At 56.9% G+C, this 17,702-nt stretch carries 16 protein-coding genes; 12 read left to right on the top strand and 4 right to left on the bottom strand.

Annotated elements, in window-relative coordinates:
• Positions 1 to 190 precede the first annotated feature (190 nt).
• The 12 genes from ACR3E2_RS08675 to pdeM all read left to right on the top strand — a co-directional run bounded on the left by ACR3E2_RS08675 (position 191) and on the right by pdeM (position 13,707).
• Positions 191 to 1,564, top strand: coding sequence for a type II and III secretion system protein family protein (locus tag ACR3E2_RS08675; protein WP_480484369.1), 1,374 nt, complete (start codon positions 191 to 193; stop codon positions 1,562 to 1,564).
• Between the two features lie 17 nt (positions 1,565 to 1,581).
• On the top strand, positions 1,582 to 2,205 hold the full coding sequence (locus tag ACR3E2_RS08680) for an OmpA family protein (protein WP_480484368.1): 624 nt from the start codon (positions 1,582 to 1,584) through the stop codon (positions 2,203 to 2,205).
• Between the two features lie 221 nt (positions 2,206 to 2,426).
• Positions 2,427 to 3,662, top strand: a complete 1,236-nt coding sequence (locus ACR3E2_RS08685) for a CpaE/TadZ family protein (RefSeq protein WP_480484367.1) — start codon at positions 2,427 to 2,429, stop codon at positions 3,660 to 3,662.
• Positions 3,663 to 3,685: 23 nt separating this feature from the next.
• Positions 3,686 to 5,131 (top strand): TadA family conjugal transfer-associated ATPase, encoded by a 1,446-nt coding sequence (locus tag ACR3E2_RS08690; RefSeq protein ID WP_480484366.1) that lies wholly within the window; start codon positions 3,686 to 3,688, stop codon positions 5,129 to 5,131.
• Between the two features lie 11 nt (positions 5,132 to 5,142).
• Positions 5,143 to 6,111 (top strand): type II secretion system F family protein, encoded by a 969-nt coding sequence (locus tag ACR3E2_RS08695; protein WP_267363023.1) that lies wholly within the window; start codon positions 5,143 to 5,145, stop codon positions 6,109 to 6,111.
• A gap of 10 nt (positions 6,112 to 6,121) precedes the next feature.
• Positions 6,122 to 7,102, top strand: coding sequence for a type II secretion system F family protein (locus ACR3E2_RS08700; protein ID WP_480484365.1), 981 nt, complete (start codon positions 6,122 to 6,124; stop codon positions 7,100 to 7,102).
• A 9-nt stretch (positions 7,103 to 7,111) separates the two neighbouring features.
• On the top strand, positions 7,112 to 7,696 hold the full coding sequence (locus tag ACR3E2_RS08705) for a tetratricopeptide repeat protein (RefSeq protein ID WP_480484364.1): 585 nt from the start codon (positions 7,112 to 7,114) through the stop codon (positions 7,694 to 7,696).
• A gap of 30 nt (positions 7,697 to 7,726) precedes the next feature.
• Entirely contained in the window at positions 7,727 to 8,578 is an 852-nt protein-coding gene (locus ACR3E2_RS08710; protein WP_267363020.1) for a tetratricopeptide repeat protein, read from the top strand.
• Between the two features lie 3 nt (positions 8,579 to 8,581).
• A complete protein-coding gene (locus ACR3E2_RS08715; RefSeq protein ID WP_480484363.1) occupies positions 8,582 to 9,127 on the top strand; it encodes a prepilin peptidase in 546 nt (181 codons plus the stop codon).
• Positions 9,128 to 9,244: 117 nt separating this feature from the next.
• Entirely contained in the window at positions 9,245 to 10,552 is a 1,308-nt protein-coding gene (locus tag ACR3E2_RS08720) for an ATPase (RefSeq protein ID WP_209505546.1), read from the top strand.
• A 40-nt stretch (positions 10,553 to 10,592) separates the two neighbouring features.
• Positions 10,593 to 13,004, top strand: coding sequence for a ligase-associated DNA damage response DEXH box helicase (locus tag ACR3E2_RS08725; protein ID WP_480484362.1), 2,412 nt, complete (start codon positions 10,593 to 10,595; stop codon positions 13,002 to 13,004).
• A 40-nt stretch (positions 13,005 to 13,044) separates the two neighbouring features.
• Complete coding sequence (gene pdeM / locus ACR3E2_RS08730; protein ID WP_480484361.1) at positions 13,045 to 13,707, top strand: ligase-associated DNA damage response endonuclease PdeM; 663 nt, start codon at positions 13,045 to 13,047, stop codon at positions 13,705 to 13,707.
• A 2-nt stretch (positions 13,708 to 13,709) separates the two neighbouring features.
• Here the strand turns inward: pdeM and ACR3E2_RS08735 are convergent, their stop codons facing one another.
• From ACR3E2_RS08735 to ACR3E2_RS08750, 4 genes are all read right to left on the bottom strand, one after another.
• Complete coding sequence (locus ACR3E2_RS08735) at positions 13,710 to 14,303, bottom strand: LytTR family DNA-binding domain-containing protein (RefSeq protein ID WP_480484360.1); 594 nt, start codon at positions 14,301 to 14,303, stop codon at positions 13,710 to 13,712.
• A 385-nt stretch (positions 14,304 to 14,688) separates the two neighbouring features.
• Positions 14,689 to 15,579 carry a bifunctional methylenetetrahydrofolate dehydrogenase/methenyltetrahydrofolate cyclohydrolase FolD gene (folD, locus tag ACR3E2_RS08740; RefSeq protein ID WP_480484954.1) on the bottom strand — a complete coding sequence of 297 codons (891 nt, stop codon included), beginning with the start codon at positions 15,577 to 15,579 and terminating at the stop codon, positions 14,689 to 14,691.
• A 51-nt stretch (positions 15,580 to 15,630) separates the two neighbouring features.
• Complete coding sequence (locus tag ACR3E2_RS08745; RefSeq protein WP_480473724.1) at positions 15,631 to 15,936, bottom strand: chorismate mutase; 306 nt, start codon at positions 15,934 to 15,936, stop codon at positions 15,631 to 15,633.
• 55 nt (positions 15,937 to 15,991) lie between these two features.
• Complete coding sequence (locus ACR3E2_RS08750) at positions 15,992 to 17,668, bottom strand: formate--tetrahydrofolate ligase (protein WP_480484955.1); 1,677 nt, start codon at positions 17,666 to 17,668, stop codon at positions 15,992 to 15,994.
• Positions 17,669 to 17,702 lie beyond the last annotated feature (34 nt).

Consider the following 17,702-nt stretch of genomic DNA (forward strand, 5'->3'; position numbering starts at 1 on the left):
CAATTCAGAGTGTTACAAGATCGGAGCCGCATCTCAGATGCGGCTCTTTTCTTGTTGTTGTTGCCAATTCTCCACATAAGGAAAATTCCAGAAACCATTGATTATTGCAATAAATTCGGATTTCGCGCAGTCTCTTTGCACATAGGGCATAAGACCCAAAAAACGAGGCGTGATCGGAGAGGCAGGTCACATGACAATACGTTCCTGGATCAGCGCAACCCTGCTGGGGTTGTCGCTTGTTATGAGCCCGGTCGGCGATGCCGCCTGGGCTGAAACCCTTCGCGTGGTGAAAAAGGGCACAGTGGAAACGCTGGAAGTTCCGATGAATCGCGCGATTGTTGTGGAAAGCGAACAACCGTTTGCAGAGCTCAGCATTGCCAACGCAGGCATTGCAGATATCTCTTCGCTTTCGGATCGCACAATCTATGTTTTGGGCAAGGCCCCTGGCCTGACCACGCTAACACTGTTTGATGGCGCAGGAAATCTGCTTGCCAACGTACGTGTCCGGGTCTCGCCCGATGTAACCGAATTTAAAGAGCGTCTGCGTCAGATCCTGCCAAGTGAGCAGATTGAAGTGCGCACCGCCAATGATGGCATCGTACTCTCCGGCACGGTTTCAAGCGCCGCCAAACTGGCCCGCGCACTTGAATTGGCTGAACGCTACGCGCCCGAACGTGTATCGAACCTGATGTCTGTAGGTGGCGTGCAGCAAGTGATGCTGAAAGTACGCTTTGCCGAGATGAATCGCTCAGTCGCAAAAGAGCTTTCTTCAACACTTTCAGTTGCGGGCACTGATTTTCTCGGTGGCTTCAATCCGCAGAACCTTGTTCCCCCTATCACCGTGGAAAATGGTACGTTGTTGTTTGGCTTCGGGGTCGGATCAGCTCAGGTCAACTTGCTGCTGCAAGCCCTCGAGTCGAAGGGCCTTGTTCGCAACCTTGCCGAACCAAACCTTTCGGCCCTGTCCGGACAGGAAGCAACGTTCCTGGCTGGCGGTGAGGTTCCGATTCCAGTGCCGCAAGACGACGGTGTCGTGGCAATCGAGTACAAAGCCTTCGGTGTGAATATGAACTTCATCCCGCGGGTTGTGGACGGCGACCTGATCAATCTGGAAATGGGCACCTCGGTTTCGAGCATCGACACCAGCACGAACTTCACGATCAATGGAGACACCGTTCCCAGCTTTATCGTGCGGGAAGCCAAGACCACTGTAGAGTTGCGCGACGGGGAAAGCTTTGCCATCGCAGGGCTGCTTCAGGACAACTTTGTTGACCAGGTCAACCAAGTGCCGTGGCTGGGAGATGTGCCGGTTCTGGGGGCCTTGTTCCGCAGCGCTGACTATCAGCGCGAACAAAGTGAACTTGTCGTCATCATAACGGCGCATCTGGTGACGCCGACGCGTGGCGAGGCGCTAGCCCTTCCCACCGATCGTGTCAAACCACCCAGCGAATTTGACCTGTTCGCGAATGGTCGGGTTGCTCGTACACAGCGTCCCGGAGCCGGCGGAGCATCCGAAGTTGCCAAACAGAATTTTGGCAGCTCGTACGGCTACGTCCTAGATTGATCAGGAGGATAGGACCAATGCAGAAGTGGATCATCACACTGGGTCTTACGGTCGCCGTTGCCGCATGTACGCGCGAGGTCGGATATGAGATCGATGCCGGAACCTTTGGAAACGCGACATTGAACAATATCCAGGTTCAAAACGGCGAGTTGACCTACGCTCAGATTCTTGGGCGCAGATTTGCCGCGGATGTGCCCAGCCAAGTGAACTTTGCCTTCAACAGTTCGCAACTGGACGCATCAGCGCAAAGCATACTGTTGCAGCAGGCTGACTGGATCAAACAGTTCCCCGAAGCCAGGTTCCGGGTTTACGGACACACAGATGCCGTAGGATCAACCAGTTACAACAAGAGCCTTGGTCTACGCCGCGCGCAGGCAGTAGTCGCATTCCTTGAACGGCAAGGAATCTCTCGTTCACGTCTTGAAGCCGTTGTATCCTTTGGAAAAACGCAGCCGTTGATCGCGACACCGAATCGGGATCGCCGCAACCGCCGGACGGTAACGGAAGTTTCTGGCTTTGTTGATCGTCACCCGCAGCTGCTGGACGGCAAATACGCCAACATCATCTATCGCGAATACGTTGAAAGTGCGACGTGGAAGAGCGTGATCGAAGATGTATCAACAACAGATACGGCCAACTAGTGCCGCTGGCATTGGTGGATAATACAAGCAGAATGGGCGACATCGTCGCCCATTTCCCTACAATTGGTTCTTTTGCGCCCAATTCTTGCCCAACTTCAAAGTAACATTGTGAAAAATAGGGTGACCTGCGGCCAAATTTGACCGTATTGGGGCGACAGCACATCAATCTGGCGGAATTCGTTCATATGACATGCTGAGCCCTCACGACGAGGATAGTGTTTATGACCAGCGCAACGCCGCAAGACGAAAATTCTGCAATCCTGGCCTGCACCATAAGCCGGGATGTCCAGAATTTCGACCTTCTGATTGAAGACATGGAAACCATTCTGGGCGAGCGCTGGGGCGACCTGGGCTTTGCCGAAGCGCTGGCCTTTTTTAGCCAACCAGAAGCCGAAGCGCTTGAATTCGTTGCATTGGCAATCGACGGGGAAGATGAAGACAACCTGTCATTGATGGGTGAAATCATCACAAGGGCCAAGGAAAAGAAGATCAAGGTCGTCTTGATCGCCGAGGACGTCACACCTGCTTCGCTCCACCAACTGCTGCGCAAGGGTGCGGACGAGTTTGTCCCCTACCCGCTTCCGGAAGGTGAATTGCAGGAAGCGGTAGAACGCATGAAGCAGCCCGATCCGGTTGTCATGGCGCAAGCCGCAGCTGTTCCATTGGCAAATGGCGAATCAAAGGAAGGCGCGTTGTTCGTCGTTCAGGGACTTGCTGGTGGCGTGGGATCCACGACTTTGGCGGTAAACCTGGCCTGGGAACTGGCCTGTGCCTCGGACAAGGATGCCCCGTCTGTCTGTCTGATCGATCTGGATCTGCAATACGGCACGGTTTCAACCTATCTGGACCTGGCACGCCGCGAGACGGTGTTCGAAATGCTGTCGGATACGGATTCGATGGACAGCGAGGTTTTCTCACAAGCTCTTCAAACTTATGAAGAAAAACTGCAGGTTCTGACTGCACCATCCGACATGGTGCCATTGGACCTGATTACCCCCGAAGACATCCAGCGCGTGATTGACGTGGCGCGCACGCATTTCGACTATGTGGTTGTGGATATGCCTAAAACGCTGGTCTTGTGGTCGGAAACGGTCTTGCAAGCGGCGCATGTATATTTTGCAATGATCGAGCTTGATATGCGCTCGGCTCAGAACGCCCTGCGCCTCAAGCGCGCGTTGCAGGCCGAAGAACTGCCCTTCAACAAGCTGCGCTTTGCGCTGAACCGGGCCCCAAAATTCACCGACCTGAATGGAAAAAGCCGCGTGAAACGTATGGGGGAAAGCCTTGGCATCTCTATTGATCTGCTGCTGCCTGATGGGGGCAAACCTGTCATGCAAAGTGGCGACCATGGTTTGCCGCTGGCCAATTCAGCCGCCAAGAACCCGCTTCGCCGGGAAATCGCGAAGCTCGCCAAATCACTTCACAGCCTTGGCAGCAGCAGCGCTGAAGCTGCGTAACATCATCCCAAGGGGGGATCGCCGTGTTTTCAAGATATAAAAAACAGCCAGCAGCGCAGCCCGTCAAAGCGGCAGCGCAGCCGGTCGAAATGGCGGCACCTGCCGCACAAGCTGCCCCCAGCCCCGCTGCAACGGCCGTCGTACGCAAACCTCAGAAAAAAACGGCCGAGGTTGCCGGGGCAGATCGTGATCGAAAACGCAAAGAGCGGCTGAGTGAGATCAAGATCGAACTTCACCGCGAGTTGCTGGAGAACCTGAACCTGGCAGCTTTGGAAACTGCCGCCGAAGCGGAGCTACGAGCCGAAATCAGCGCAATCGCCAGCGAAGTTCTGGAAACCAGGAACATCGTTCTGAATCGCGACGACCGATCGCAGCTGAACAAAGAACTTTATGACGAAGTAACAGGCCTTGGCCCGCTTGAGACGCTTCTGCAGGACGATACGGTCAACGATATTCTGGTCAACGGACCGCATCAGATTTTCGTCGAACGTGCCGGTAAGCTGGAAATCAGCGACATCACCTTCAAGGATGAAAAGCACCTGATGCGGATCATCGATAAGATCGTGTCCGCGGTAGGCCGTCGTGTCGATGAATCCAACCCCTATGTTGACGCCCGACTGGCCGATGGATCGCGATTCAACGCCATGGTGCCCCCTATCGCGGTTGATGGGTCTCTGGTTTCGATTCGTAAATTCAAAAAAGACAAGCTGGGTATCGATGATCTGGTCAATTTTGGTGCGTTCACCGAGGAAATGGCTGCCTATTTGCAAGCTGCCGTGTCGACCCGACTGAACGTTATCGTGTCGGGCGGTACCGGTTCCGGTAAAACGACTACGCTCAACGCTCTGTCCAGCTTTATCGACGATGCCGAACGCATCCTGACCATCGAGGATACAGCGGAACTTCAGCTGCAACAGACGCATGTGGGCCGGATGGAAAGCCGACCGCCCAACGTGGAAGGCAAAGGTGAGGTCAGTCCGCGCGACTGTCTGAAGAACGCCTTGCGTATGCGACCTGACCGCATCATCGTCGGCGAGACACGCGGCGCCGAGGTGATCGATATGTTGCAGGCCATGAACACTGGCCACGACGGTTCGATGACCACGATCCACGCGAACTCGGCCCGGGATGGGATTTCACGTCTGGAAAACATGATCGCGATGGCCGGCATCGAAATGCCCATTAAGGCCGTCCGCAGCCAGATCGCAAGCGCTGTGAACCTGATCGTTCAGGCCAGCCGATTGCAGGACGGTTCGCGCCGCATGACCTCGATCACCGAGATTACCGGTATGGAAGGTGACGTGATTTCAATGCAAGAAATCTTTCGTTTTCAACGTGTTGGCCTGACACCTGACAACAAGATCATCGGTCACTTTACGGCAACTGGTGTGCGCAGCCACTATTCGGAACGCTTCCGTCTGTGGGGGTTTGATCTGCCCGCATCCATCTACGACCCAACCACAATGTAGGAGAACCGGGTATGCAATTGCCTATGGAGGCGATCATCTATGTCGCCATCTTTGTGGGGGTTCTTGCCCTGGTCGAGGGCATCTATCTGGTTGCGTTCGGCAAATCCATCAGCCTGAACAGCCGGGTCAACCGGCGTCTGGACATGCTGGAAAAGGGTGCCGGGCGCGAACAGGTTCTGGAGCAGCTGCGCAAGGAAATGCAGCAGCACATGAAATCACAGAGCATTCCTCTGTATTCGCTGCTTGCTGACAAGGCTCAAAAAGCCGCGATTGCGTTTTCACCCCGTCAGCTGATCATGATCATGGCTCTGGTCTCGGCCATGGCATTTGTCGGTCTGAGCATTGGTACCGCGACGGATACGGCGCTGCGCATCGCGATTTCAATCGCCATCGGTATTGGCGGTGTTTACGCGTGGGTAAACCACAAGGCCAAGAAACGTATGGGCATGATCGAAGAGCAACTGCCTGACGCGGTTGAGCTGATGGTGCGTTCGCTTCGTGTGGGTAATCCTTTCGTTTCGACAATTCAGGTTGTTTCCAACGAAGTTCAGGATCCGCTGGGAACCGAGTTTGGTATTATCGCGGATGAATGCGCCTATGGACGCGATGTGGGCGAGGCGCTCAAAGATATGGCCGAACGTCTGGACATGCAGGATCTTCGGTTCCTCGCGGTTGCTGTGGGTATTCAGCAGCAGTCCGGTGGTAACCTGGCTGAAATTCTGGCTGGATTGGCACAGGTGATCCGCGCGCGGTTCCGCCTGTTCCGGCGCGTCAAGGCGATCACGGCCGAAGCCCAATGGTCAGGTAAGTTCCTGTCTGGCTTCCCAATTGCGTGTCTGATTTTCATCCTGGTCAAGGATCCGGGGTATTATGACGAAGTGTTGGATCACCCCTGGTTCATCCCTGCGTGTTTCGTTGTCGGCATTTTGCTGACACTGAACCTGATCGTCATGAAGATCATCACCAACATCAAGGTCTGAGGGCAGCACAATGGAATTTCTGACCAACATCAATGACCTGCTGACCCAACACCTGGGTGAGTTCGGCCCCCTGATCGTAGTGGGTGTACTTGGCCTGATCATGGTTCTTGTCGCTGTCTCACTGATCATGAGCCAGCCGGAAGATCCTCTGAAAAAGCTTCAGCGGTCGAATGCGGCGCCCCGGGCGACGAAAAAAAGCAAGAAAGAGCAACTGCGTAACTCCAGCCGCAATGAGCAGCTTGAGAAATTCGCGACTTTCCTGGAGCCGAAAAACGAAGAAGAGTATTCGGCGGTTGAGCTGAAGCTGCGTCAGGCGGGATACCGGTCAAAAGATGCGGTCCGGTTCTTTCACTTTGCGCAGTTTTCGCTGGGTATCATTGGTATCGTTGTCGGTGTTCTGCTGATTACGGTCCTGTCAAACGGTCAGGAATTCACCGGCCAGCAGATGATAATTCGGGTATTCGTGCCAGCCGCAATCGGTTATTTCGCGCCGAAATACTGGATCACGCGCCGGGTCGAAGCACGCAAAGAGGCGATTACCGCAGGCTTTCCAGATACGCTTGACCTGATGCTGGTCTGTGTTGAGGCCGGACAATCACTGGACCAGGCCATCGTGCGCGTGTCCGGTGAAATGAAATCCTCCTACCCAGATATTGCACAGGAATTCGAAACCGTCGCACACGAGATGAAAGCCGGTAAGGACAAAGACACTGTTTTGCGCGATTTCGGAGTGCGCTGCGGCGTACAGGACGTGAACTCATTCGTCACTGTGATGATCCAGTCGGCGACTTTCGGTACATCCATTGCCGAGGCATTGCGGGTTTACGCCGCTGAAATGCGCGACAAACGCGTGATGCGGGCCGAAGAGGCTGCGAACAAGTTGCCTACCAAGATGACTCTTGTCACAATGATGCTGACAGTTCCGCCACTGCTGATCATTCTGGTCGGCCCGTCGGCGAACGTCATTTCGACTTTCGGACGTGCAGGATGATAAAACCCTATGAAAGCTGAATTTTGGTGCTTCCCATCCGGGTTTCGCCGAATACTTAAGGCCACCGTGGTTTGCGCCATGGTGGCTTCTTGCACAGAAGGCCTGTCACCTAACGGCCTGGATGCGCCGGGAGTTGATCTCAGGGGACAAGCAGAAGACAATATCGAGGTTGGAAACCGGCTGATGGCTGCCGGTGAATACGAACTGGCGCTTGAGACCTTTACCCGTGCCGCGTTGGATCAGGGCATGACGACACAGGTCCTGACTTCTCTGGGTACCGCCAATCTTGGGTTGCGGCGTTTAGGGCAGGCCGAAGAACTGCTGCGCCGCGCCGTGGAAGACGATCCGGATTGGCCTGTTGCATGGAATAATCTGGGCGTTCTGCTGATGGAGAAACAGGAATACCCCGAAGCGGCGCAGGTCTTTCAACGGGCTTACGCGCTGGACAATGGCGAAAGTGACGCAATCCGCGACAATCTGCGCTTAGCACTCGCAAAAATGGAAAATCCTGTTAATAATATCCCGCAAGAACAACAAGAATTTACACTGGAGCAGCTTGGCGACGGGCAATTCGCGCTACGCAAAATCCAGTAATCGAGGCAAGAGCAGTAAAGGACGCAAAAAATGCGCCAGCAATTCTTGATTCCGGCAGTTATTGTCAGCGGTCTGATCCTTTCGGCCTGTGCAAAGGAAACCGAAGAGGAAAAGGTGGAACGAACGTTTCAGGAAGTGAACGTCATTGACGAAACCAACCTGAACGATGTGTTGTTGAGTGCCGCCGACCCGAATGAGGCGGTGACTTATTTTCACGGTGCCACACTCAAGAACCCTGATCGCATCGACCTTCAGCGCGGATTGGCAATATCCTTGGGACGCGCAAAACGCACTACCGAAGCGGCAGCAGCGTGGAAGCGCGTGACGACAATGAAGGGTACGAACGCTGCGGACAAGGTCGAGTATGCCGATGCGCTGGTGCGAAATGGCGACTGGTCTCAGGCCAAAACCGTTCTGGATTCGGTTCCCCCAACGTTCGAAACCTTCAAACGCTACCGTCTTGAGGCGGTGGTCGCGGATTCCCGGAAAGAGTGGAAGCGGGCTGATCATTTCTATGAAACGGCCGTTGGGTTGACCACCCGCCCGGGCAGCGTGATGAACAATTGGGGGTATTCGAAACTAACCCGCGGCCAGTATGCCGAGGCCGAACGCCTGTTTACCGACGCAGTCCGTCAGGACAGCTCTTTGTTCACTGCCAAGAACAATCTGGTGCTGGCCCGGTCAGCGCAGGGCAATTATAGCCTTCCCGTGGTGCCGATGACCCAGGTTGAACGGGCGCTACTGCTGAATACGATGGGTATTTCCGCCGTCAAACAAGGCGACGTGGAAACCGCGAAAAACCTGTTCCGCGAGGCTATTGCCACTCATCCGCAGCATTTCGATGAAGCGGTTCGCTCGCTTCGTGCGCTTGAAGAGGCCTGACACATGCAAATCCCCGCTACGGCGGCGGCATGGTTCCTGCCCTTCGTACTGCCGATCTGCTTTTACGTGGCCTTCACGGATATGCGTGAGATGCGGATCAAAAACCATGCAGTTGTTGCGCTGGCGTTGATTTTTGTCGTGGTCGGGCTGGTTGCCATCCCGCCCTGGTCCACCGGCGCGGTCAGCGGTCATCTGTTGCTGATCAATGTGTCGATGCCGATCTATTTCTGGCACCTTCTGCATATCCCCGTGGTGTTGATTTTCGGCATTCTTCTGAACGCGTCAGGAGCAATGGGCGCGGGTGACGCGAAGTTTCTTGCCGCGTCCGCGCCATTTGTCTGGCTTGGCGATCTAAAGCTCGTGCTTCTTATTCTGACCGCCTGTATTCTGGCTGCCGTGGTCACGCACCGTTTGGCGAAAATCACAAGGTTGCGCACCATAGCGCCACATTGGGAAAGCTGGGATCGGGGCAAACAGTTCCCCATGGGTTTCGCACTGGGTGGCTCGTTGGCCATGTATCTGATTCTGGGTACTGTTCTCGGTTCGTAAACTATCATCAGCGCGCCTTGCCGCTGCCTTTGTCCCGCCACAAAGCTGGGTCACTTTTCCTTCAAGTCGCCCTTATTCGGGCAGTTGGCGTTACAATTTGACGAACGAGCACCGCGCATGAATATGCAGACTTCCTCTGTTATGGCCCCCCCTGCCCCGAAGGGGTTAGGCGAAATGAAGCTTCCGCTGGTGATGATGCGGGATATTTTGCTGAAGACCATATTTCGCAAGAATGCGAGCACAGTGTCAGAAGTTTCTGCGGCCATATGTCTGCCCGGTGCTGTCACGCAGGAACTGATCGATATCGCGCGCGAACAAAAATTGCTTGAGGCTACGGGGACGCTGAACGCCAACAGTGGCAACGAGATGGGATATCAGCTGACTGATGCCGGCAAGGCCCGCGCACTGGATGCCCTCAGCCAGTCCGAGTATTTCGGTGCGATGCCCGTGCCGCTGGATGTCTATCGCGAGCAGGTCAAGCGCCAGTCGATCCGCAACATTCAGGTCACGCGCGACCAGTTGACCAATGCCATGGGCCATCTGGTTCTACCCGACAGCTTGCTGGATCATCTGGGCCCGGCGGTCAGTGCAGGCCGGTCGATCCTGATGTATGGCCCGCCGGGCAACGGTAAATCGTCCATCTCGAACGGCATTCGCGATGCGTTGGGGGACAATGTCTATGTACCCTATGCCATCGAATATGCGGGGCAGGTGATCACAGTCTACGACCCGATCGTGCATACCGCGATCGAGCAGGAGGCCGACGACCCGAACAGCCTGCGCCGACGCAAGCGGTTCGACTCACGCTATGTACAGTGCGAACGCCCGACCGTGGTCACCGGCGGTGAACTGTCGCTTAGTATGCTGGACCTGGTCTACAACCCCACGGCAAGAACCTATCAGGCACCGCTGCAGCTGAAATCCACCGGCGGCATCTTTATCGTGGACGACCTTGGCCGTCAGGCCGAACCGCCGCAGGCGCTGGTCAACCGCTGGATTGTTCCACTGGAAGAAAACAAGGATATCCTGGGCCTGCAATCGGGTGAGAAATTCGAAGTTCCGTTTGATACGCTGGTCATTTTCTCGACCAACTTCCACCCGAACGAGATCTTTGACCAAGCGGCCCTGCGCCGGATCTTCTTCAAGATCAAGATCGACGGCCCGAATCAGGAAAACTTCCTGAAGATTTTCGCCATGGTTGCGCGCAAACGCGGGATGCCGCTGGATGAGGCGGCGCTGGTGCATCTGCTGAAGGTCAAGTACCCGACCATCAACAATATCTACGCCAACTATCAACCGATCTTCCTGATCGACCAGATGATCTCGATCTGCGAGTTCGAAGGCATCCCCTATCAGATGAGCCCGGAACTGATCGACCGGGCCTGGGCCAACATGTTCGTCAAAGACGAGAAAATCGTCAAATAACGCCGTGCCATTACCACTCCGGGGCGGGTAGTCTGCGTTCATGACGCAGATTCCCGCACGGATTGCCACTTGGTTTTCCACCAAAGGCTGGTCCATCCACCCGCATCAGCAAGAGATGTTCGACCGCGCATGCAGCCCGGCGACACTGTTGATTGCGCCCACCGGTGGCGGCAAGACCATGGCCGGATTTCTGCCGTCGCTGGCTGAACTTGCGGATGCTGATCACAATGGATTGCACACAATCTATGTCTCGCCGCTCAAGGCGCTGGCAGCGGATATCAAACGTAACCTGCGCACCCCGGTGGATGAGATCGGTCTGCCTATTCGGATCGAGGATCGCACCGGTGATACCTCAGCCACGCAAAAGAAACGCCAAAGGGTCGATCCGCCCCACATCCTGCTGACCACACCGGAAAGTCTGGCGCTGCTGACCTCGTACGAGGATGCGCCGCGTATGTTTGAAGGGGTGCAGCGGATCATCGTTGATGAAATCCACGCACTGGCTGAAAGCAAGCGAGGGGATCAGCTGATGCTGGCGCTGGCACGTCTGCAACGCCTCAATCCCGATCTGCGCCGCGTCGGGTTATCGGCGACAGTGGAAGATCCTGTTGCGATTGCCCGCTTTCTGGCCCGCCGTCCTGATCCCTGCCAGATTGTACAGGCCGACCCCGGCCCGGACCCGGATATCCGAATGCTGGAAACGCCACAGATGCCACCCTGGTCTGGTGGTGGCGCGGCTTATGCCATCCCAGCTGTGCTGGAGCAGATCAAGCACCACAAGACCACGTTGATCTTTCACAATACGCGCGCCCAGGCCGAGATATTCTTTCACAATCTTTGGCTGGCCAATGATGACGGTCTGCCCATCGGTATCCATCACGGCAGTCTGGACCGACAACAGCGCGAGCGGGTCGAGGCGGCGATGGTTCGGGGGGACTTACGCGCCATCGTCTGCACCGGTTCGCTGGATCTGGGCATCGATTGGGGGGATGTCGATCTGGTGATCCAGATCGGCGCGCCAAAGAATGTCAAAAGGCTGGTGCAAAGGATCGGACGGGCCAACCACCGCTATAACGCACCTTCCAAGGCGCTTTTGGTGCCTGCCAATCGCTTCGAAGTGGTCGAATGCGTCGCCGCGCTAGAGGCCGCCAAAGCCCATGAATTAGATGGGGAACCCCGCGGTCGCGGCCCGCGCGATGTTTTGTGCCAGCATATCCTGATTGCCGCCTGCGCCGGGCCGTTTAACGCAGATGATCTATATGCCGAGATGACATCCGCCGGGCCTTACGCTCAGCTGAAGCGGGCAGAGTTTGACGCCTGCCTGAATTTCTGCGCCACCGGCGGCTATGCTCTGCAAGCCTATGATCGCTGGCAAAGGTTGCAGCAGCGTACCGACGGGCAATGGCAGTTGCGCGACCCACGCGCCGCGTCGCGCATTCGTATGAATCTAGGCACTATTCAGGACACGGATACGCTCAAAGTTCGTCTGAAGCGTAACCGGGGCGGCAAACCTCTGGGTGAGGTTGAAGAAGCATTCGCTGCCTCGCTGACGCCCGGCGACACCTTCCTGATCGGCGGGCAAATCGTGCGGTATGAGGGACTGCGCGAGATGGTGGTCGAAGTCACGCGGCGTGCTGACCGAAAGCCAAAGATTGCGACCTTTTCGGGCACGAAATTCGCAACCTCAACGCAACTCAGCGACCGCATCCTGAACATGTTCGCCCAACAGGGCTGGCCACAGCTTCCCCCTCATACGTCTGAATGGCTGGATTTGCAGCGCCAGATGTCCCGCCTGCCCCAGCGTGATCGGCTGCTGATCGAGAGCTTTCCCAGCGACGGGCGTGAACATCTGTGCGTCTACGGATTCGCTGGGCGCAACGCGCAACAAACACTGGGCCTGCTGCTGACCAAACGGATGGAGGAAACCGGTTTGGCCCCGCTGGGGTTTGTCGCCACGGACTATGCCACGTTGATCTGGGGTCTGGACGCGGTTACCGATCCCCGCCCATTGCTTCAACCCGATGCCCTGCGCGACGGGCTCGACACCTGGCTGGCAGGCAACGCCGTTATGAAGCGCACGTTTCGTGCATCGGCCACCATTGCCGGTCTGATCGAACGCAACATGGCAGGGCAGCGCAAAAGCGGGCGGCAGGCTACGTTTTCGTCGGACATCCTGTATGACACCTTACTTAAATACGATCCCGATCACCTATTGATGCAGATCACCCGCGAAGAAGCCATGCGCGGGCTTGTCGATTTCGGTCGGATCGAAACAATGCTGGCCCGAATTGGCGACAGAATTGATCTGGTGCGGCTCGAGCGTGTCTCGCCCCTGTCAGCGCCTCTGTTTCTGGAGGTTGGCAAAGTGCCGGTGAAAGGCAGTGCCGAAGAAAGGCTTCTGGCGGAGGAAAGCGCACGGCTGCTGCAAGCGGCGGGGTTGGAACAGCTTTGATCTGCTTGCGCCGGGCTCTGAAACAGGTCAAGAACGTATCATGAACGAACTTGAGTTTCCGTTTGCAGGTCAGCGCCTGTGTGCTTTGCCTTCCGGTGCGCTTTGGTGGCCAGACGAGAACCTGCTGTGCGTGTCGGACCTGCATCTGGGCAAATCCGAGCGCGTGGCGCGGCGTGGTGGGCCTTCGCTTCCGCCTTATGACAGCCGCGAAACGCTGGACCGCCTGAAGGACGACCTGGGGCATACGAACGCCAAAACCATTGTATGTCTGGGCGACAGCTTCGATGATCTTGAGGCTGCCCGGGCGCTGCCAAAATCAGAAATGCTAAGGATCGCGACCTTACAGTCCGGACGTCAGTGGATCTGGATTGAGGGGAACCACGATCCCGGTCCTATTGAGATGGGTGGAACCCATCTGTTCGAATGGCACCGTGGCCCGCTTGTTTTCCGTCATATCGCGCAGGATCCCACGCGAGGAGAAGTTTCCGGCCATTACCATCCAAAAGTCCGGATCAGGGTCAAGGGACGTCATATTTCACGCCCCGCCTTTCTGCTGAACGATCATCGCCTGATACTTCCGGCATATGGCACCTTTACCGGGGGGCTGCGCAGTTCGGATCATGTGCTGTCGGCACTCATGGGATCGCAGGCGATGGCGATCCTCACAGGTCCGCATCCGCATATGATGCCAATGCCACAATAGGTTCAGATCAGGCCGTCCTGTTCCAGCAACGGCTTGTATTTCCGGCTGACCGGAACCAGATCGCCATTGACCAGTTTCAGAAAGGTTTTGCTGCCTTCTCTTTCGACACTTGCAATGGATGCGTCGGTGACCCAATGCGAACGGTGCGAACAATGACCCGGGACAGGCTCCATCTCGGCGATTGCATCTGTGAAACGCGACCGAAGCGTGAAGGTGCCTTCTGAGGTGACAACATCTACGTTGTGATCCCGAACAGTCAGGCGATAGATCTGCCCGTTGAACCTGGGCGGCAAGCGTTTGACAAGGCGTGGTTTTTCAGAATCGGATTCAGTATTGGCCGAGGCATTCAGGTCGTTACGCTGAACAAGCATCAAGCCTGTCGCGAACAAAGCGCCGTACACGACAACCCGTTCGGTATCTGGCACCATATTTCCACCAAGGATGTAAAGTGCCCAGGCTAGCATCCACAAAGAAGGCGTGAACAACGCCACGGTCAAGACAACATATGTCAGGTCCCGTGCCAGAAGGTTCAGAAGTGCAAAATTCTTCTGCATCAGCTTTCGGACCAGCCCGGTCACCGTCAGAGCAAGGAGCATTACCCCGGCCCAGAATACAAGCCGCAATCCAAATGACAGGTCAGAATCAAGAAAGGGTGGAAACGCATATGCAAGTAAAGGAAGAAAGACCAAACCCGCTGCCACACGCTGCGGTGAAAATGCCTTCTGGATTATACTTATTTTAGACGTCATACCGCTTTTGTGCATGAATTAGCATAGCTCAACCCGAATGCCTCAGACACAATAGTGTCTTCACCTGTAACCAACTGGGAATACAGGGATATCATGAATTGTTCGGCTGTCAAACCCATTCAGGCTGCTTTGCCCATGCTCTCATGGGGCGGTCTGGGGGCGGTTTGGCTGGAACCTTGCCTGCCAAAAAAAGGGGACCGGTCCGACGGATCCCCTCCGGCCCCCGTGTTTATCAGGCGGTCAGGCCTTCTGGTTCTGGGAGTTTGTTTGCGCGGCAGCAGGCGGTGAGGGTGTTGGCCAGCAGGCAGGCGATGGTCATGGGGCCGACGCCGCCGGGGACCGGGGTGATGGCGCCGGCGCGTTCGGCAGCGCTGGCATAGTCGACGTCGCCGACCAGCTTGGTCTTGCCATCCCGCTCGATGCGGTTGATGCCCACGTCGATCACGGTGGCGCCTTCCTTGATCCAGTCGCCAGGCACCATTTCGGGGCGACCGACAGCGGCCACGACGATATCGGCGCGGCGGACCACATCCGGCAGATCTTTGGTGCGCGAATGCGCGATGGTCACGGTGCAGCTGTCCCCCAGCAGCAGCTGCGCCATCGGCTTGCCCACGATGTTCGAGCGACCGATGACAACCGCATCCATGCCCGACAGCGACCCGTGGTGATCGCGCAGCATCATCAGGCAGCCCAGCGGGGTGCAGGGCACCATCGATTTCTGACCGGTGCCCAAAAGGCCCACGTTCGAGATATGGAAGCCGTCCACATCCTTGGCCGGATCGATCGAATTGATCACCAGATCCTCGTTCAGGTGCTTGGGCAGCGGCAACTGCACCAGAATGCCATGCACCGCCGGGTCGGTGTTCAGTTTGTCGATCAGCGCCAGCAGCTCCGCCTCCGAGGTCTCCGCATCCAGCTTGTGCTCATACGAGTTCATGCCGACCTCGACGGTCATCTTGCCTTTCGAGCGGACATAGACCTGGCTGGCCGGATCCTCGCCCACCAGAACCACGGCCAGGCCGGGGGTGATGCCGTTTTCCTCTTTCAGCTTTGCAACCTGATCGGTCACCTGCGCGCGCACTTTGGCGGCAAAGGCCTTCCCGTCGATAACCTGCGCTACCATCCTTTGGTCCCTTCTTTCAAAACCCAAACGGGCGCAGAACGCGCCCGGTCTTTACTCGGGGCCGAGCACACGTTCCTCACGTGCAATCGACCAGTCAATCAGAATGCGCCAGAGCGTTTCGGACAAATCGGGGTCCATCCCCGCCGCCTGCGAACTGGCGCGCACCTTTTGCACCACATCCTCGACCCGGTCCGGGATGCGGGCGGGCAGGCCCTCGCCCGGCTTCAGCTCAGACGCGCGGTCGATATAGCTTGCGCGCCTCACCAGCATCCCGATCAGCTGGCGGTCCAGCCTGTCGATCTGAACCCGCAGATCCCGCATCGAATGGCAGTCCTGCGGCGGTGTCAGAGTGGGCATCATCGTCTCCTCATGGCCCGGGGGTCCCGGACCACGAGATGTCTTATTCAGCGGCTTAGAACAAGCCCTCGATCTCACCTGCGTCATTGAGGCAGATGGTTTCCGCGGCCGGTTTGCGGGGCAGGCCCGGCATGGTCATGATCTCACCGCAGACAACCACGATAAAGCCCGCGCCCGCGCTCAGGCGGACTTCACGCACCGGCACCGAATGGCCGGTGGGCGCGCCCCGCAAGCTCGGGTCGGTCGAGAAGCTGTACTGGGTTTTCGCCATGCAGACCGGCAGGTTGCCATACCCCGCAGCTTCCCATTCTTTCAGCTGCGTGCGGATCTTGTTGTCGGCCAGAACCTCGTCGGCGCGGTAGATGCGCTTGGCGATGGTTTCGATCTTCTCAAACAGCGGCATCTCGTCGGGGTAGATCGGCGCGAAGTTCGCAGAGCCCCCTTCGACGATTTCCACAACCTTGCGGGCCAGATCGGCAGAGCCTTCCGAGCCCAGCTCCCAATGGCGCGACAGAACCGCCTCGACCCCATGAGAGGCGCAATAATCCTTCACCGCCTGAACCTCGGCATCGGTGTCGGTGACAAAGTGGTTGATGGCGACAACAACCGGCACACCGAACGACTTCACGTTCTCGATATGGCGGCCCAGGTTGGCGCAGCCCGCCTTGACCGCAGCGACATTCTCGGCACCCAGATCGGCCTTGGCGACACCGCCATTCATCTTCATCGCGCGCACGGTGGCAACCAGAACCACGGCAGAGGGCGCAATGCCCGCCTTGCGGCACTTGATGTTCATGAACTTCTCGGCGCCCAGATCGGCGCCAAAGCCCGCCTCGGTCACCACATAGTCAGCCACTTTCAGCGCGGTCTTGGTCGCGATCACCGAGTTGCAGCCATGCGCAATGTTCGCGAACGGGCCACCGTGGACAAAGGCCGGGTTGTTTTCCAGCGTCTGCACCAGGTTCGGCTGCATTGCGTCTTTCAGCAGAACGGTCATCGCGCCTTCGGCCTTGATGTCGCGGCAATAGACCGGCGTCTTGTCGCGGCGATAGGCCACGATGATATCACCCAGACGCTTTTCCAGATCCTTCAGGTCGTTTGACAGGCACAGGATCGCCATGACCTCGGACGCCACGGTGATGTCAAAACCTGTTTCGCGCGGGAACCCGTTCGACACGCCGCCCAGGCTGGCGGTGATCTGGCGCAGGGCACGGTCGTTCATGTCGACCACACGACGCCATGCGACCCGGCGGGTGTCGATCTCGCATTCATTGCCCCAGTAGATGTGGTTGTCGATCATCGCCGACAGCAGCGAATGGGCCGAGGTGATCGCGTGGAAATCGCCGGTGAAGTGCAGGTTCATCTCTTCCATCGGAACAACCTGCGCATAGCCGCCACCCGCAGCGCCGCCCTTCATGCCGAAGTTCGGACCCAGCGAGGCCTCGCGGATACAGATCATCGCATTCTTGCCGATCCGGTTCAGACCGTCACCCAGACCAACCGTTGTGGTCGTCTTGCCTTCACCCGCAGGCGTCGGGTTGATCGCCGTCACCAGCACCAGCTTGCCGTCCTCACGACCCTGCACCGAGTTGATGAACTCCTGGCTCACCTTCGCCTTGTCATGCCCATACGGCAAAAGATCATCACTGGATATTCCAAGCTTCGCGCCGATCTCCTGGATCGGCTTCTTATTCGCTTCACGCGCAATTTCGATGTCGGATTTATAGCTCATTGGCCGGGGTCCTTGATTGAATACCGTGCAAAAC

The sequence above is a fragment of the Ruegeria sp. AL7 genome (assembly GCF_056536105.1).

Excerpts from the sequence above, each read along its gene's own strand:
- ACR3E2_RS08675 (WP_480484369.1), top strand. The coding sequence starts at position 191 with ATGACAATACGTTCCTGGATCAGCGCAACCCTGCTGGGGTTGTCGCTT.
- ACR3E2_RS08680 (WP_480484368.1), top strand. The coding sequence starts at position 1,582 with ATGCAGAAGTGGATCATCACACTGGGTCTTACGGTCGCCGTTGCCGCA.
- ACR3E2_RS08685 (WP_480484367.1), top strand. The coding sequence starts at position 2,427 with ATGACCAGCGCAACGCCGCAAGACGAAAATTCTGCAATCCTGGCCTGC.
- ACR3E2_RS08695 (WP_267363023.1), top strand. The coding sequence starts at position 5,143 with ATGCAATTGCCTATGGAGGCGATCATCTATGTCGCCATCTTTGTGGGG.
- ACR3E2_RS08700 (WP_480484365.1), top strand. The coding sequence starts at position 6,122 with ATGGAATTTCTGACCAACATCAATGACCTGCTGACCCAACACCTGGGT.
- ACR3E2_RS08705 (WP_480484364.1), top strand. The coding sequence starts at position 7,112 with ATGAAAGCTGAATTTTGGTGCTTCCCATCCGGGTTTCGCCGAATACTT.
- ACR3E2_RS08710 (WP_267363020.1), top strand. The coding sequence starts at position 7,727 with ATGCGCCAGCAATTCTTGATTCCGGCAGTTATTGTCAGCGGTCTGATC.
- ACR3E2_RS08715 (WP_480484363.1), top strand. The coding sequence starts at position 8,582 with ATGCAAATCCCCGCTACGGCGGCGGCATGGTTCCTGCCCTTCGTACTG.
- ACR3E2_RS08720 (WP_209505546.1), top strand. The coding sequence starts at position 9,245 with ATGAATATGCAGACTTCCTCTGTTATGGCCCCCCCTGCCCCGAAGGGG.
- ACR3E2_RS08725 (WP_480484362.1), top strand. The coding sequence starts at position 10,593 with ATGACGCAGATTCCCGCACGGATTGCCACTTGGTTTTCCACCAAAGGC.
- pdeM (WP_480484361.1), top strand. The coding sequence starts at position 13,045 with ATGAACGAACTTGAGTTTCCGTTTGCAGGTCAGCGCCTGTGTGCTTTG.
- ACR3E2_RS08735 (WP_480484360.1), bottom strand. The coding sequence starts at position 14,303 with ATGCTCCTTGCTCTGACGGTGACCGGGCTGGTCCGAAAGCTGATGCAG.
- folD (WP_480484954.1), bottom strand. The coding sequence starts at position 15,579 with ATGGTAGCGCAGGTTATCGACGGGAAGGCCTTTGCCGCCAAAGTGCGC.
- ACR3E2_RS08745 (WP_480473724.1), bottom strand. The coding sequence starts at position 15,936 with ATGCCCACTCTGACACCGCCGCAGGACTGCCATTCGATGCGGGATCTG.
- ACR3E2_RS08750 (WP_480484955.1), bottom strand. The coding sequence starts at position 17,668 with ATGAGCTATAAATCCGACATCGAAATTGCGCGTGAAGCGAATAAGAAG.